This window comes from Pseudoalteromonas sp. NH0006-46, from assembly GCF_057547735.1.
Genome location: NZ_BAAJML010000002.1, coordinates 608,759 through 623,349, shown reverse-complemented (window position 1 = coordinate 623,349; position 14,591 = coordinate 608,759). Strand labels below are relative to the sequence as shown.

Sequence of the window (14,591 nt, the reverse complement as noted above, 5' to 3'; positions counted from 1 at the left end):
GTTCCTCATTCCATAAAACGAAAAAAGGCCTGTGTTCTAAGTGAACACAGGCCTTTAAATTTGTTGCACCGACCTATGCCACTATCCAGAAAGAATGGTGGTTGTAATAATAATGGTCAGTACGCGATTAAATGTTTTCATGGGGTAAGACTGCACTAACAAAGGCTATGCTGTCAAGCGCAAATTAAAAGATAAAACAGCCTTTTTTTACATAAAAAAACCTAGTGAATGCCAAATTTATGCAAAATATCATTCATTCGTGTTTTATCTATTGGTTTGTTTATAAAATCGATAGCGCCTAATTTAGCCACTCGTAACTTCATTTTCTCTTGTATATCAGCAGAAATAACAAGTACAAAACACTCAACCTTGTTTGTTTTTATGTATTCAAGAACGCCAACGCCGTCAACTTCAGGCATGGTTAAATCTAGGCATAACAAATCAAAACGGTTCGTATTTAGTAGTTCAATCGCTTGTGCGCCATTTGTAGCTTGCTGAATATCGGCATTTATACACTGTTGCAAACATCTGATTACTTGTTTTCGTGCAACTGTTGAGTCATCACACACTAAAATAGAAAAATTCATATTATAAAACTACTAAATAAGCATAATTAATGTCATTAAGGACAACGGTCGGTAGCAAGGTCGTATTTTTGTACAATGGTACCTATATTTACTACAAAATACCTGTGCTTTTTGTCCACATTTTGTAACAATCTATTATTGAATAAACTTAACAAGCTAAAAGGGATAGTTTACTATTGCGAAAATGCATAAAAAACAAACAACAATTAGTTTATCAATAATATACAAACACTCCGATATAGGTAGTGTGTAATAAACAAAAACAAAAATCAGCCTTTATTTGTCATAAAATAAATCATTTATTATTTGTTTTTAAGCATTTATTGACTAGATTTTAAATAGTAGTGCAAATACTTAATTAAAGTTCAAGGAATTATTGATACCCCATGCTACAAAAAAGCCTTTCTAAAAGATTACTGACCAGTGTGTTATCGGTCTATTTTTTGCTTACCTTTGTAGTCACATGCGGGCAGGTACTTGCCGAGTACATAAATACTAAAGATTACATTAAAGATGAACTTGCCACTTTGCAAAAAACCTTTAGCCGCAGTTTAACACGAGCAATTTGGGAGCTTAATACAAAGCAAACAATAACGACCGCAGAGGGCCTGCTAGCTATTCCTATGATTGAGGGAATTATTGTGCGTGATGATAGTGGCGAGGTTATTTCACAACTTGGCCGCTCTTTAGATATCCATAAGCTCTACAGCCAGCAACTTGTTCAAGAAGAAGCCATGTTGGAAGACTCAAAATCAGGGTTATTTGGCTATACCTTCCCACTCATTTTTGAATTTTCAGGACGGGCTACGCAAGTAGGTGATGTAACGTTATTCTCCAGCAGAGAAGTGGTACTGAGTAGAATAATGGTATCAATCTACTTTTTGATTGGTAATGCCATGATTAAAACAACATTTTTAATTATTTTATTCTTAATGGCGTTTAGAAAATTACTCACCGACCCACTTTATCAACTCACCGAACAAATCGAAAACCTACAACTCGATGAGCTAGAAGGGCAACACATCGAAATTGAGACCGAAGAGCACAATGAACTTAAAGTAATGGAGCAATCTTTTAATAACCTAATCGATAAGGTTGTTCAGTACAGAAAAGAGCTCGAGCGAACTCAAAGCAAATTAATTGTGAGCAACGAAAAATTAGACCAACATAATATTCAGCTAGAGCAAGATGTTGCCCGTAAAACGTCTAATTTAAGTCAAGCAATGATGGAATTACAACAGCAAAAATATGAATTAGAAAAACAAAAAATAGTCCTTACCGATGAAATAGACTTGCGCCGAAGCACCGAGCAAGAGTTGCTCACCAAACAAACAGAATCGCAACGTTACATTGACGAGCTAAAACTTGCTCAAGAACGACTTGTTGGTACAGAAAAAATGGCCGCTTTAGGAGGGTTAGTTGCGGGGATCACCCACGACATAAATACCCCCATCGGCATTGGTGTAACCGCGGTATCATTTTTAGAAGAGCGCTTAAATAAGCTTGAAAGTGCCTATGCTGAAAAAACACTTTCCCCTAAAGCATTAGAAGAATTCATTAACGAAGCTAAGCAAAGCACAAGCTTGCTTACAACAAATTTAGATAGAGCCTCAGACCTCATTGCAAGCTTTAAGCAAATTGCTGTAGACCAAGCCAGTGAGGCTGTGCGTACCATAAACTTTAAAGATTATGTAAATGAAGTAATACGCTCGCTTCACCCTAAATTAAAAAAAACATCGCACACTATCAATCTGCAATGCCCCGATGACCTAGTATTAAATTTGCCAGCCGGCGCCATAAGCCAAATATTTACCAATCTCATAGTTAATTCACTTATTCATGGTTTTGAAGGTAAAACCAATGGTGTAATGGATATTACTATTACCAGTGACGAAAAAAACTTAACCATTGACTACAAAGACAATGGTAATGGAGTACAACCAGATCAACTTGAAAAACTGTTTAACCCGTTTTTCACCACCAAACGCGATGAAGGTGGAAGTGGTTTGGGCACTCACATAATGTTTAATTTAGTTAAGCAAACTTTAAGCGGCTCAATTGAGGCAACAAGTGAACCTGGTGAAGGGTTGCATTACTTTATTCAGTTTCCTAAAAATATGGCTAAACCACTTTCTATATTCAATTAAAGTTAATTTAAATAGTCGTTAATCAGTCATTTCGAGGAACGATTTTTATTGCTATGATTGAGCAAATTTTTCAGATGGATTATCTCCCCTATGTGGTTTAGTAACCTTATTTGTTACCGCTTTAAACAAGATGTTTCGTACACACAAGAAGACTTTGATAAAGCTCTAGAACAAGACCTATTTCGCCCTTGTACAGGCCAAGAGCTCTCTACCTTTGGCTGGACTAAAGCATTTGGAAAGCATAGCGAAGCACTTTCTCACTTCTCTCAAAAGAGTATATTAGTATGTGCTAAACGCGAAGAAAAAGTATTACCGGCTTCTGTAATAAATGAATTAGTTGCCGAAAAAGTTGACCAAATCGAAGCTGAAGAAAATCGTCCAGTTAAAAAGAAAGAAAAAGACGAATTAAAAGAAAATATTCTTCATACCTTACTTCCTCAAGCATTTAAAAAGTCGAGCCTACAGTTTGCATTTATTGACCAAGAAAATGGGTGGGTTGTAGTAAATAGTGCAAGCTTTAATAAAGCTGAAGAGCTTTTAGCACTATTACGCAAATCATTAGGTACACTCCCTGTCGTGCCTGCATTTGCAAATTATGACCTTGATGTATTTTTAACTGATTGGCTAACTAACTTTACCACACCAGAAGGCTTTGCAATTGGCTCTGACGCTGAACTTGAAGAAGCTGATGACAGTGGCGCGCAAGTTAAATTAAAAGGCCATGATCTGTCGTGTGATGAAGTTAAATCACACCTTGAAAGTGGTAAACGCGTTACTAAACTAGCCCTCGATTGGCAAGAGCGTGTTAAATTCATGTTGCAAAATGATGGTTCAATCAAACGTTTGAGTTATTCAGATACATTAAAAGAAGAAAACGCTGACATACCTAAAGAAGATATGGCAGTAAAACTTGATGCCGATTTTATTTTAGCATCTGAAGAAATTAAACAATTGCTAGAAGAGCTAACCCAAGGTTTAGGCGATGCTGACGATTTAGTTACCCCCTAAGCACGCGTTAAATAGTAATAAAAAAGCACGATATTTAATCGTGCTTTTTTATTACGCTAAATTTAAGGCTTAATTAGCTAAACATGTCTTTTACGTCTACAAGCATTTCATTGTATTCATCGCTTGAGAACAACTGCATAGATGAAATAACACCTTTATCAATATAAGTTTGTAGAGCTGCTGATTTATCAGATACCTGTAAAGTCCCCTCTAAAATAGCCCCAATTCGAATAAAATCTACATAACTTATTTGTTCTGGTTTATAGCTTGGGTCAGCCCAACTTAATGCCACATCTGAAAACTCAACAGGGAATTCCCACGCATCCATGATTGATGACCCAATTTTGCCACTTAGCTTTTGAATAGCATGTGCTAAAAAGCTAGGGTTTGCAAACACCTCAGGGTGGCGCTCAGCTTCAGTTAATATAGGTAATACACCAATGTTATAAACTAAAGCCGCTAACGTAATTGAATCGCGATTTAACGACGTGCGTTTATTATTTTGTAAGTAAAACTCCATTAACGTAATTGAATGACTCGCCACCGTTAATGTTTTTTGCCACGCTTTACTCATATAGCCTTTAATAAGATCGTTGTTAGAAACAAATAATTGTTCCATAGCCATTGCTGTCGCTATGTTTTTAATCTGACGCAACCCAATGCGGGTAACCGCTTGATGTAAGGTAGATACCTTAACCGCACGTCCCATAATTGCACTATTAGCGACTTTAATCATACGAGCAGATAACGAAGGATCTTGTGAAATAACCTCCGACATTTGCATTAAATTAACTTCAGGGTTGTCTGCAGCTTGGCGAACTTTAACCGCAACTTCAGGTAATGTAGGTAATACAAGTGTATCGTTATTTATTCTATCAACTAATATTGTTAATAATGCATTCTCTGTAGACATAAAGCAGTCATCCTTTTAGTTGTAATAGTACTACACGCTACAACAGTTAATTTTTATAATAATGAACTTACAATCAGTATTGCCTAACTTACCGTTAAAGTTAAGGAAATTATATAATTTTATTTTGCTCTCTTATTTTCAACAACACAATTACCATACACCGCCTAATACTTGCTATTTACTGTTTAGGTTTGCTTTAATGCTGTCACAATATAGTAGCGTGCCGCCAATGAGCCCCAAAACAAGCGTCTACCCATTATTAAATTAACTTTTAAATAGGCAAAATAATGATCTTAAATAAAATTAGCCAAGCCATTTTACTCTCTGGTGTTGTTTTTCTGAGTGCATGTTCAGAACAACCGTCATCATCTTCAGAGACCACATTGCAAACACCCGTAAAAGTAATGGGGCCTGAGCTTATTAATGTTGATAAACAACGCTTAGACATATACACCGACTTTAGCTTACAAAGCGATTTATCACATTTAAGTGATAATCAAAAGGCAATGGTTGCTATTCTGATTGACGCGTCAAAAATAATGGATGCCTTATTTTGGAAGCAAGCATTTGGTGAAGATAAAGATGCCTTTTTAGCAAAACTAACTGATCAACACATTCGCAAATTTGCCGATATAAACTACGGTCCGTGGGACCGTTTAAATGGCGATGAAACGTTTCTTTCAGGCTATAAAGAAAAGCCACTGGGTGCACAGTTTTACCCTGCTGATATAACTAAAGAAGAGCTTAATAACGCGGACGTAGAAGATAAAACAGGCCTCTACTCAATTATTAAACGCGACGAACAAGGTAAGCTTTACAGCGTGCCTTACTCAAAAGAGTACGCAACAGAACTTGCAAAAGCAGCTGACCTACTTCGCCAAGCCAGCAAACTTGCCGACAATAAAGAATTTGCAAATTACTTAAATCTTCGTGCTGACGCGCTTCAAAAAGATGACTTTCAGGTATCTGACTTTGCATGGATGGACATGAAAAATAACCCAATCGATGTGGTTATTGGGCCAATTGAAACCTACGAAGACCAACTATTTGGTTATCGTACTGCCTATGAATCTTATGTATTAATTAAAGATTTAAAATGGAGTGAGCGTCTTGCCAAGTTTGCAGCCTTTTTACCTGAGCTTCAAAAAGGTTTACCTGTTGATGACAAATATAAACATGAAGTCCCCGGTTCAGATGCAGACTTAAACGCGTATGACGTTGTTTATTATGCTGGTCATTCAAATGCCGGCAGCAAAACCATTGCAATCAACTTACCAAACGATGAGCAAGTACAGCTAGAAAAAGGCACGCGCCGCCTACAACTTAAAAATGCTATGCGCGCTAAATTTGATAAAATTTTAGTGCCTATTTCAGAGCAGTTAATCGTGCCTGAGCAACGAAAGCACATTACCTTTGATGCTTTTTTTGCTAACACCATGTTTCATGAAGTAGCGCATGGTTTAGGTATTAAAAATACGATCACAGGTAAAGGAACGGTTCGCCAATCATTACAAGAGCACGCAAGCGCACTTGAAGAAGGTAAAGCCGACATTTTAGGTTTATACATGGTTGAGCAATTATTAAATAAAGGCGAGATCAGCGAAGGAACCATTGAAGATTACTACATTACCTTTATGGCCGGCATTTTCCGCTCAGTACGTTTTGGCGCGTCAAGTGCACACGGGAAAGCGAATATGATTCGCTTTAACTTTTTTGCACAAGAAGGCGCATTTTCTAAAAATGAAGAAGGCTTGTACCGCGTCAACATGGAAAAAATGAGTATTGCTATGGCAAAGCTTTCTCGTCTAATTTTAACTTTGCAAGGTGACGGCGATTACCAAAAAGTCGACCAGCTGATTGCAACCCATGGTGATATAAAAGAGTCTCTCACCAAAGATTTAGAAAAACTAAGCCAAGCTAACATTCCAGTAGATGTCACCTTTAAGCAAGGTAAAGACGTACTTGGTCTTAACTAAAACTAAAAAGGCGTTACAATTAACTGTGTAACGCCTTTATTTTTATTTGCTTATAACATCTCGCACTTTAGATTCCAGGCTCTTCATTCCCCAGCGCCTTCCTTTTTCAAGCGCCTCATCAATACTTAACCCGTCTTCATGGGCTGAAATAGCAACTAAAGCCCCAACGCGATTACTACTAGCACAATGAACCAAAACCGGCTCACCGTTTAGTTTTTTAAGTAAATTTGCTAAGTTGCGTGCATTCGCGACTGTAATATCTTGCGCACCAGAAATAGGCAATGCGTGATAACCCATACCAAGCGTTTGAACAAACTCACCTTCATCCCAATCTTGTTCATTTGTCCCACGTAAATTTATAACGTGCTTCACATCTGCTTTAGATAATTGCTTTAATTGCTCTTTGCTGGGCTGTGCAGCCGAATACACAAGGTTACTATGAACAGCAAAGTTCTTAATATCAGCCTTTTTTACAACCTCGGTATTATTTACCTGCTCAGTAGCAGCAACATAACCGCCCGATAACGCAATAACAAATAAGCTGGTACTCAGGGTTTTAAGTAATTTCATTTTAATCCTCACTTGTGTAAATGTTTTCGCTTTTAAAAACATGCTTTTATTTTTTCTATTTGTTCTTCAGTGTAAGGGACTGCCGCAAACTTACCCCATATTGGCGCAGGCCACGCCTTATCAGTTTTAAATCGTGCAATATGATGAATGTGTAGTTGCGGCACCATATTCCCTAAAGCCGCGACGTTTAATTTATCTGGGTTAAAAACCTCAATAAGTAACTTACTTAGTTTTGCAGACTCTTTTAAATACACCACTTGATCGTCTTCAGATAAGTCGATTATTTCTTTTAAACCAGCTTGCCTTGGTACTAATACAAACCAAGGATACAGGCTATCGTTTAATAAAAGCACCTTGCAAAGAGGCCAATCGGCTAACTCGATACAATCTCGTTGAAGTTCAACAGCCAGTTCAAATTGACTCTCAGTCATTGTGTTTATCCTTGTTAATCTTTAATAATTGCTACTTTATAGCATTTAGTTGCAGTTGCACACGCTTGGCTTTACCATTCAAAATAATATTTATACTGAGCTAAGGTAACCTTGTGCTAAAAAAAATAAAACACCTCTCACTTGCTGTACCACTTATTGTTGGTGCTATCAGTGTTCAAGCAAAACCTTTATCGCTAGAACGGATTTTTGATGACCCAAGCCTGTCAGGTAAATCTCCCGTTCAACTTAAATTTTCGCCAGATGGAAGTCGTGTAACCTATTTACAAGGTAAAACTGACGACTATAACCGTTACGATTTGTGGGAATACAACCTAAACGATAACACTAATCGCGTATTAGTCGATTCAGCCGAATTATTTTCTGGCCCTGAAAACCTATCAGATGAAGAAAAGGCACGCCGTGAACGCCAACGTATTTTTGGCAAAGGCATCCTAGAGTACACATGGTCAACCGATGGTAAAGCACTTTTGTTTCCGCTTAATGGTGACCTGTACTACTACGACTTAGCCTCAGCTAAAAGTAAAAAGCTGACCAACACAGAAGCATTTGAAACCGACGCACGCTTTTCGCCAAAAGGTAACTACGTATCGTTTATACGAGAGCAAAATCTATATGCGTTAGAGCTTAATTCAGGTAAAGAAATTCAATTAAGCCAAGATGGCGGCGGCGTTATTAAAAATGGCATGGCTGAGTTTGTAGCGCAAGAAGAAATGAGCCGCATGACAGGTTACTGGTGGTCTGGTGATGAAACTAAAATCGCTTACACCCGTGTTGATGAATCCCCTGTTAAAGAAGCTATTCGTAACGAAATATATGCCGACGAAGTAAAATTATTTAATCAGCGCTACCCATTTACCGGTACCGACAACGTAAAAATTCAGTTAGGTGTCGTTAAATTAAACGATCAAAAAGTTGATTGGATTGACTTAGGTAAAAATCAAGACATATACATTGCCCGTGCTAAATGGTTAAAAGACAGCAAAACGCTTTCTTACCAATGGCAAAACCGCTCACAGCAAACTTTAGAACTACGTTTTTATGACTCGGAGTCTAAAAAGCAAAAAGTAGCCCTAACCGAAAACAGCGATACATGGATCAACCTGCATTTTGACCTCGTTTTTTTAAAAGACAAAAAACACTTTGTGTGGGCGTCTGAGCGTGATGGATTTAAGCACCTGTACCTTTACCGCACAAATGGACAGTTAGTTCGTCAAATTACATCGGGTGACTGGGCTGTTGATAGCTTAAAAGGCGTTGATGAGAAAAAAGGCATAGTGTACTTTGCAGGCAGAAAAGATACACCACTTGAAAGCCATTTATACAGCGCGCCTTTATTTAAAAAAGGCGACTCTAAACGAATCACTGAAAAAGGCCAGTACCACAACGTCGTACTTGCAAAAGATAGTAAAACGTTCATCGATACAAGTTCTTCAGTGAACAAACCAAACTCAGCGGCACTGCGCAAAGTTAACGGCGAATTTATTACATGGCTTGAAGAAAACAAGCTAGATAACAACCATCCACTTACTCCTTACCTTAGTAATTTAGCTAAACCTGAATACGGGACAATTAAAGCTGAAGATGGTCAAATAATGCATTACCGCCTATTCAAACCAACTAATATGAGCGCGGGTAAGAAACACCCTGTCATTGTAAATGTATACGGCGGTCCACATGCTCAGCGCGTTACAAATAGCTGGCGTAGCAAAAATTTATACTTTCAATATATGGCGCAACAAGGTTATGTGATTTTTCAACTTGATAACCGTGGTTCGTACAACCGTGGTAAAAAGTTTGAAGACGCTATATACAAAAACCTAGGTGACGTTGAAGTAGCAGACCAAATTAAAGGGGTCGAATTTTTACGTACACTTGACTACGTAGATGCTAAGCGCATTGGCATATATGGCCATAGTTACGGTGGTTACATGGCATTAATGACCATGTTTAAAGCTGGTGACTACTTTAATGCCGGTGTGTCAGGTGCGCCAGTAACAGATTGGGCATTATATGACACCCATTACACCGAGCGTTATTTGGGTCACCCTGATACGAATGCAAAAGGGTATGAAGCCAGCGCAGTATTTCCATACACCGATGGCCTTAAAGGGCCACTGATGATTTACCACGGTATGGCAGACGACAATGTATTATTTACCCATGCAACTAAACTATTCAAACAACTGCAAGACAGTGAAAAGCAGTTTGAAATGATGACCTACCCAGGTTCAAAGCATAGTTTACGCGGTAAACAGGTTCAAACTCATTTACATCAAACTATTACGAATTTCTTTAACCGTCATTTTGATGTTAAATAACAAACAGTAACTTACTTATGAAGGCTGATTTTTAATCAGCCTTTTTTATTTAAAGCCAATCTTAAACTCAGCCTTTGTTCAATGGTTCCTATAAAGATCGAAATTAACCCTCAAAAGATAAACATCCCCTAGATTAAATGCATATTTTTACTAAACTTATTTGATGCACTTTTTTGTGCAAATAAATAAAGGATACGCACATGCTTAATCTTCGACGTTTTAGTATTTTTCAGCGTTTTGCTATGTTGGTTGGCATTGTTATTTTTGGCTTAATTGTGTTGAGTGTTTCTAGCTTAAATAACCAATATAAAGCCCTTAAATACGAACAATACCTAAAAACACAAAATGTAGTGGAAACCGCTTATAGTATTATTGAACACTTTTACACACTCGAACAAAACAATACACTCACACAGCAGCAGGCACAAACGCAGGCAATAAGTGCAATACGTGCCCTTCGCTACGATAAAACTAATTATTTTTGGATAAACAACTACCAACCAGAAATGGTAATGCACCCAATAAAACCTGCCCTTGAGGGTAAAGATTTAACAAACAATAAAGACCCAGACGGTAAAGCGTTGTTTGTTGAAATGGTAAACATTACTAAAAAAGACGGCGAAGGCTTTATCCCTTACAAATGGCCAAAACCCGGCGAAGAGCAACCCGTTGATAAAATCGCCTTTGTAAAAGGGTTTAACCAATGGCAATGGATAATTGGCTCAGGTGTTTACTTAGACACCATTGATGCGGCCTTTTCCTCTCAACGTAATCTTATTATTTTAAATGCTGTGGTGATGATTGTAGCTGTTATTGCATTTAGCTACTTTATAGGGCGAAGTGTGTTACTACCGACGCGACTTGCTGCCAATATGATGAAAGATATTTCGCAGGGTGAAGGCGACTTAACACGTACTTTAAATGAAGAAGGTAACGATGAAATTTCGAAGCTATCGCATTCATTTAATTTATTTGTTTCTAAAATGCGTGAATCTTTGGAACACGTATCAAAAAGTGCAAACGATGTTAACGAACACGCCCACACCGTTGACGATTCAACAAAAACTAGCCAATCATTCATAGAGCTACAAAACGACAGCTCGACACAAGTTGCAGCGGCAATGGAGCAAATGACCCACCAAATACATGATGTGAGTAGCAACGCAGAAGCCGCAGAGCAAGCAGCTAACGATGCAGCACAAAATGCATCAACGGGTAAACATGTCGTCGCAGAAACAATAACCGCCATAGAAACACTTTCAGCAAACATTGAAACAGTAAGCCGTGTAACTGAAGATTTAGCGAATGAAAGCCAAAACATAGGCTCTGTACTTGATGTAATTAGAAGTATTTCGGAGCAAACAAACCTACTCGCACTGAATGCTGCAATTGAAGCCGCACGAGCGGGTGAACATGGCCGGGGGTTTGCAGTAGTTGCTGACGAAGTGCGCACACTTGCCAGTAGAACGGGGCAAAGCACGGATGAAATTCAATCAATGATCAGTAAGCTACAAGAAGGTACCCGTGCGGCTGTAGACGCAGTAAAAGCTAGCCAAACACTTTCTGTATCAACTGTTGAACAGGCGTCCTCTGCTAATAACTCACTTAATGAAATAGAACGACTCGTTTCTATTATCACTGAAATGAACAGCCAAATTGCACGTGCAACAGAGCAGCAAACTCAAGCTGCAGATGAGGTAAACTTACGCATAAACGATTTATCTCAATCAACTGAACAGTCGTTAGATAACACCAAGCAACTTAACAGCGCAAGTGACAAGCTCAAACAAAGTAGTACAGAGCTTTCATCTATTGTTAATCGGTTTAAATTACATTGAGTATAAAAAAAGCCCTGTTAAACAGGGCTTTTTAATCTAAGCAGTTAACTACTTATAAGCAGTAACAGGCAAATAAACTAGCAACAGAAGCCGCTGTTGGTTTGCCATGTTGCCAATCACCGCCTTCAACACCGCTACCTGCAATATCCATATGCACGTATGGCAATGGCTGTGCAGCGTCAGTTCCGTGTTTATCAAGTCCGCCAACAACAGCTAAAAACGCCATAGGGAACTGGTGACCACGTGCAGTAACCGCTGAAGCGGCGTTATTACTTGAAAGTACATCATCTGCTAAGGTACGTGGCTTAATAAAATCGTAATCTTCACGGCGCGAGCGCGATACTTCAGCACCATCTGCCCATAAATCACCACAATCAGCAATTTGGCGAGACACTTTAGCAAGCCGTGCTGGGCCATTTTCTACATAGGCACCATAAGGTCCCATAGCTCGTGCAGCATGACCTGTAAGCGTTGCCACGGTAAACAGTGTAGGATTAACTTCTGTTTTAGCTAAATCTTTCATTTCGCTTAATAGGTCACCCATTGCCAAACGTCCTTCAGCATCAGTATTACCAATGCGTACGCGCACACCTTCACGGCTGGTAATTATCTCATCAGGTACAAAACAATCAGACCCAATTGAATTACGCACTACCGCTAAGTAAGCAATAACCTTTACACCTTTTGGTTGATAATCAGCAACGGCCTTCATAAAGCCTGCAACCGACGCTGCCCCCCCCTTATCACGACTCATACCAGCCATGTAACCACCCACTTTTAAATCAGCACCGCCGGTATCATAAACAAGGCCTTTACCAACAAACATAAGTGTACGGGTCACTTCGCCCTCAGGTACATACTCAAGTTTTACAACGCGTGGGTGGTGGCGTTCAACCGCATAGGATGCACGCGCAACAGTACTCAACATAGGGTAGTTTTTGTCAATGTCGGCAATATTGTCAATAACATCAACTGCTATATTTGTGCCTTTAAATAAATCAACACAATAATCTGCAAAGCGAGGGGGCGCCATACGCTCAGGCTCAGTACCACATAAATCACGAGCAGCATACTGGCCAGCCGCAATCGCATTAACGGCTTTAACTGTCTGCGAGCTCGCATTAATTAATCCAATAGTGGCTATCGGTTCAATGCCCTCGCCATGGTGCTCACGTGCTTCTAATGGCTGCCAAAGCGCTTGGCACATACCTAAAAATGCAACTTCTAGCGCATACTGATAACGGCTATCACCTGACAAGCTAGGTAAAAATAAGGCCGGGTTTACACTACCTGATAACTTAGCTTCATTAATTGCAAGTTTAGCGGCATCAAAATAACGACGCACATCGTCGTAATCTCTATTTAATGGTCCTGTTGGTGCTAAAATCACGCGCTTATTGTCAATAACAAGTAAGGTTACTTGCTTGCCAATACGCGCATCAATTTTTGACTGAGCTAAAACTGCATCGCGTAGCGAATTATTAGGTAATTGAGAAAAGTCATCACTTATGATGATCAGTGCGTCATGTGATGCACATTCAAGGCTAGCGCTTGTTACTTGGGCTAACACGGCTTTAGGGTATGCCATAAATACAGATCCTGTTAAAAACATAGACCTTTATTATCGTCGATTTGTATATTGAAGACCAGTAAGATGCGATAAGCGTTTAATTTATCTAAAACGCTTGTTAAAAATTTTACGCATTAATCCAAAATGCTCAATTGTAAGTTACGCTCTGGCTGGCTTTTAATACCGACGCCAATACCTAATAACCTAACAGGCTGCTGCAACCCTCGTTGGTACGCCTTAGTAAGTAACTGTACAAAAATTTCGGTATTTAATTGGTGATAAGCCTGATCGGCTGACGTAACCACAAAATTAGCAAATTTCACTTTTACACTCAGTTTGTTGATACGACTTTGTAATTGTTGCTTATCAAGCCTACGCGTTAATTCATCAATTAAGCTAGGGATCTGATCCAAACATTCTTGGAGGCTGGTTTTATTGTATTCGTAGGTGTGTTCAACACTTAGCGACTTACGTATCCGCTCAGTTGAAACGCTACCAATGTATTCTCCCGCACATTTTTGATAAAGCGATACACCAAAATTACCCACATGCTGCTGCATCCAGTTCACCCCTTTTTCACGCACATCCCTTCCAATATAAAGCCCTTTAAGATTTAACCTCTCTAATGTCACTTTCCCCACACCGGGAATTTTCCCTAGCGGCAGCTGTTCCAAAAATTGGTCAACCTCATTAGGTAGTACAACAAATTGGCCATTTGGCTTATTTTCGTCACTGGCTATTTTAGCAATAAATTTAACGGGGGCCACACCCGCAGAAGCTGTTAATCCTGTAGCGTTATATATGTCAGCCCTTATTTGCTGAGCAATAAGTGTAGCACTGCCTTTACAGGCTTGGCTGTCAGTAACATCAAGGTAAGCTTCGTCAAGAGAAAGTGGTTCTACAAAGTGGGTATAGCGACTAAACACTTCGCGTATTTGGCTCGATATTTCTTTATAAACAGCCATACGTCCGGGCACAATAACCAAATCAGGACATAATTGCTTAGCATGGTAATTAGACATCGCAGAGCGCACGCCAAACTCTCTGGCTATATAGTTGGCAGTAGATAACACGCCGCGCCGACTGTTGCCGCCAATAGCAAGCGGTACATTTGCAAGCTTTGGGTTGTCTCGCATTTCTACCGCCGCATAAAAGCAATCCATATCTATGTGTATAAACTTTTTCATCACCACAATAAACACTGTTTATTTA

The 14,591-nt window shown here is 39.1% G+C and carries 11 protein-coding genes; 5 read left to right on the top strand and 6 right to left on the bottom strand.

What is annotated here, in order from left to right; translation table 11 throughout:
* Positions 1–221: 221 nt before the first annotated feature.
* Positions 222–587, bottom strand: a complete 366-nt coding sequence (locus tag AC27I2_RS07695; protein ID WP_487203905.1) for a response regulator — start codon at positions 585–587, stop codon at positions 222–224.
* A 386-nt stretch (positions 588–973) separates the two neighbouring features.
* Between AC27I2_RS07695 and AC27I2_RS07690 the strand changes: the two genes are divergently transcribed.
* Both AC27I2_RS07690 and rdgC read left to right on the top strand, forming a co-directional pair.
* Positions 974–2,734, top strand: coding sequence for a sensor histidine kinase (locus AC27I2_RS07690; RefSeq protein ID WP_138529747.1), 1,761 nt, complete (start codon positions 974–976; stop codon positions 2,732–2,734).
* A 90-nt stretch (positions 2,735–2,824) separates the two neighbouring features.
* Positions 2,825–3,742 (top strand): recombination-associated protein RdgC, encoded by a 918-nt coding sequence (rdgC, locus tag AC27I2_RS07685; RefSeq protein WP_058404252.1) that lies wholly within the window; start codon positions 2,825–2,827, stop codon positions 3,740–3,742.
* Positions 3,743–3,815: 73 nt separating this feature from the next.
* Here rdgC and AC27I2_RS07680 read toward each other — a convergent pair whose 3' ends face one another.
* Positions 3,816–4,655 carry an HDOD domain-containing protein gene (locus tag AC27I2_RS07680; protein ID WP_487203904.1) on the bottom strand — a complete coding sequence of 280 codons (840 nt, stop codon included), beginning with the start codon at positions 4,653–4,655 and terminating at the stop codon, positions 3,816–3,818.
* Positions 4,656–4,942: 287 nt separating this feature from the next.
* On the opposite strand from AC27I2_RS07680, the gene AC27I2_RS07675 reads away from it, so the two are divergent.
* Positions 4,943–6,631: a dipeptidyl-peptidase 3 family protein gene (locus AC27I2_RS07675; RefSeq protein WP_487203903.1), complete on the top strand. Its 1,689-nt coding sequence runs from the start codon at positions 4,943–4,945 to the stop codon at positions 6,629–6,631.
* Positions 6,632–6,673: 42 nt separating this feature from the next.
* On the opposite strand, the gene AC27I2_RS07670 is transcribed toward AC27I2_RS07675, so the two are convergent.
* Both AC27I2_RS07670 and AC27I2_RS07665 read right to left on the bottom strand, forming a co-directional pair.
* A complete protein-coding gene (locus AC27I2_RS07670; RefSeq protein ID WP_487203902.1) occupies positions 6,674–7,201 on the bottom strand; it encodes a protein tyrosine phosphatase family protein in 528 nt (175 codons plus the stop codon).
* Between the two features lie 32 nt (positions 7,202–7,233).
* Positions 7,234–7,632 (bottom strand): HIT domain-containing protein, encoded by a 399-nt coding sequence (locus AC27I2_RS07665; protein WP_487203901.1) that lies wholly within the window; start codon positions 7,630–7,632, stop codon positions 7,234–7,236.
* Positions 7,633–7,745: 113 nt separating this feature from the next.
* Here AC27I2_RS07665 and AC27I2_RS07660 point away from each other — a divergent pair, with 113 nt between their 5' ends.
* Both AC27I2_RS07660 and AC27I2_RS07655 read left to right on the top strand, forming a co-directional pair.
* Positions 7,746–9,971, top strand: a complete 2,226-nt coding sequence (locus tag AC27I2_RS07660) for a S9 family peptidase (protein ID WP_487203900.1) — start codon at positions 7,746–7,748, stop codon at positions 9,969–9,971.
* A gap of 200 nt (positions 9,972–10,171) precedes the next feature.
* Positions 10,172–11,809 carry a methyl-accepting chemotaxis protein gene (locus AC27I2_RS07655; RefSeq protein WP_058404246.1) on the top strand — a complete coding sequence of 546 codons (1,638 nt, stop codon included), beginning with the start codon at positions 10,172–10,174 and terminating at the stop codon, positions 11,807–11,809.
* Positions 11,810–11,861: 52 nt separating this feature from the next.
* On the opposite strand, the gene AC27I2_RS07650 is transcribed toward AC27I2_RS07655, so the two are convergent.
* Both AC27I2_RS07650 and dinB read right to left on the bottom strand, forming a co-directional pair.
* Positions 11,862–13,397, bottom strand: coding sequence for a M17 family metallopeptidase (locus tag AC27I2_RS07650; RefSeq protein WP_487203899.1), 1,536 nt, complete (start codon positions 13,395–13,397; stop codon positions 11,862–11,864).
* Positions 13,398–13,513: 116 nt separating this feature from the next.
* Positions 13,514–14,566, bottom strand: a complete 1,053-nt coding sequence (dinB, locus tag AC27I2_RS07645; RefSeq protein WP_138529753.1) for a DNA polymerase IV — start codon at positions 14,564–14,566, stop codon at positions 13,514–13,516.
* Positions 14,567–14,591: the final 25 nt, after the last annotated feature.

Coding starts and splice junctions, on each gene's coding strand:
- AC27I2_RS07695 (WP_487203905.1), bottom strand. CDS start 587: ATGAATTTTTCTATTTTAGTGTGTGATGACTCAACAGTTGCACGAAAA.
- AC27I2_RS07680 (WP_487203904.1), bottom strand. CDS start 4,655: ATGTCTACAGAGAATGCATTATTAACAATATTAGTTGATAGAATAAAT.
- rdgC (WP_058404252.1), top strand. CDS start 2,825: ATGTGGTTTAGTAACCTTATTTGTTACCGCTTTAAACAAGATGTTTCG.
- AC27I2_RS07665 (WP_487203901.1), bottom strand. CDS start 7,632: ATGACTGAGAGTCAATTTGAACTGGCTGTTGAACTTCAACGAGATTGT.
- AC27I2_RS07670 (WP_487203902.1), bottom strand. CDS start 7,201: ATGAAATTACTTAAAACCCTGAGTACCAGCTTATTTGTTATTGCGTTA.
- AC27I2_RS07690 (WP_138529747.1), top strand. CDS start 974: ATGCTACAAAAAAGCCTTTCTAAAAGATTACTGACCAGTGTGTTATCG.
- AC27I2_RS07675 (WP_487203903.1), top strand. CDS start 4,943: ATGATCTTAAATAAAATTAGCCAAGCCATTTTACTCTCTGGTGTTGTT.
- AC27I2_RS07650 (WP_487203899.1), bottom strand. CDS start 13,397: ATGGCATACCCTAAAGCCGTGTTAGCCCAAGTAACAAGCGCTAGCCTT.
- AC27I2_RS07655 (WP_058404246.1), top strand. CDS start 10,172: ATGCTTAATCTTCGACGTTTTAGTATTTTTCAGCGTTTTGCTATGTTG.
- dinB (WP_138529753.1), bottom strand. CDS start 14,566: ATGAAAAAGTTTATACACATAGATATGGATTGCTTTTATGCGGCGGTA.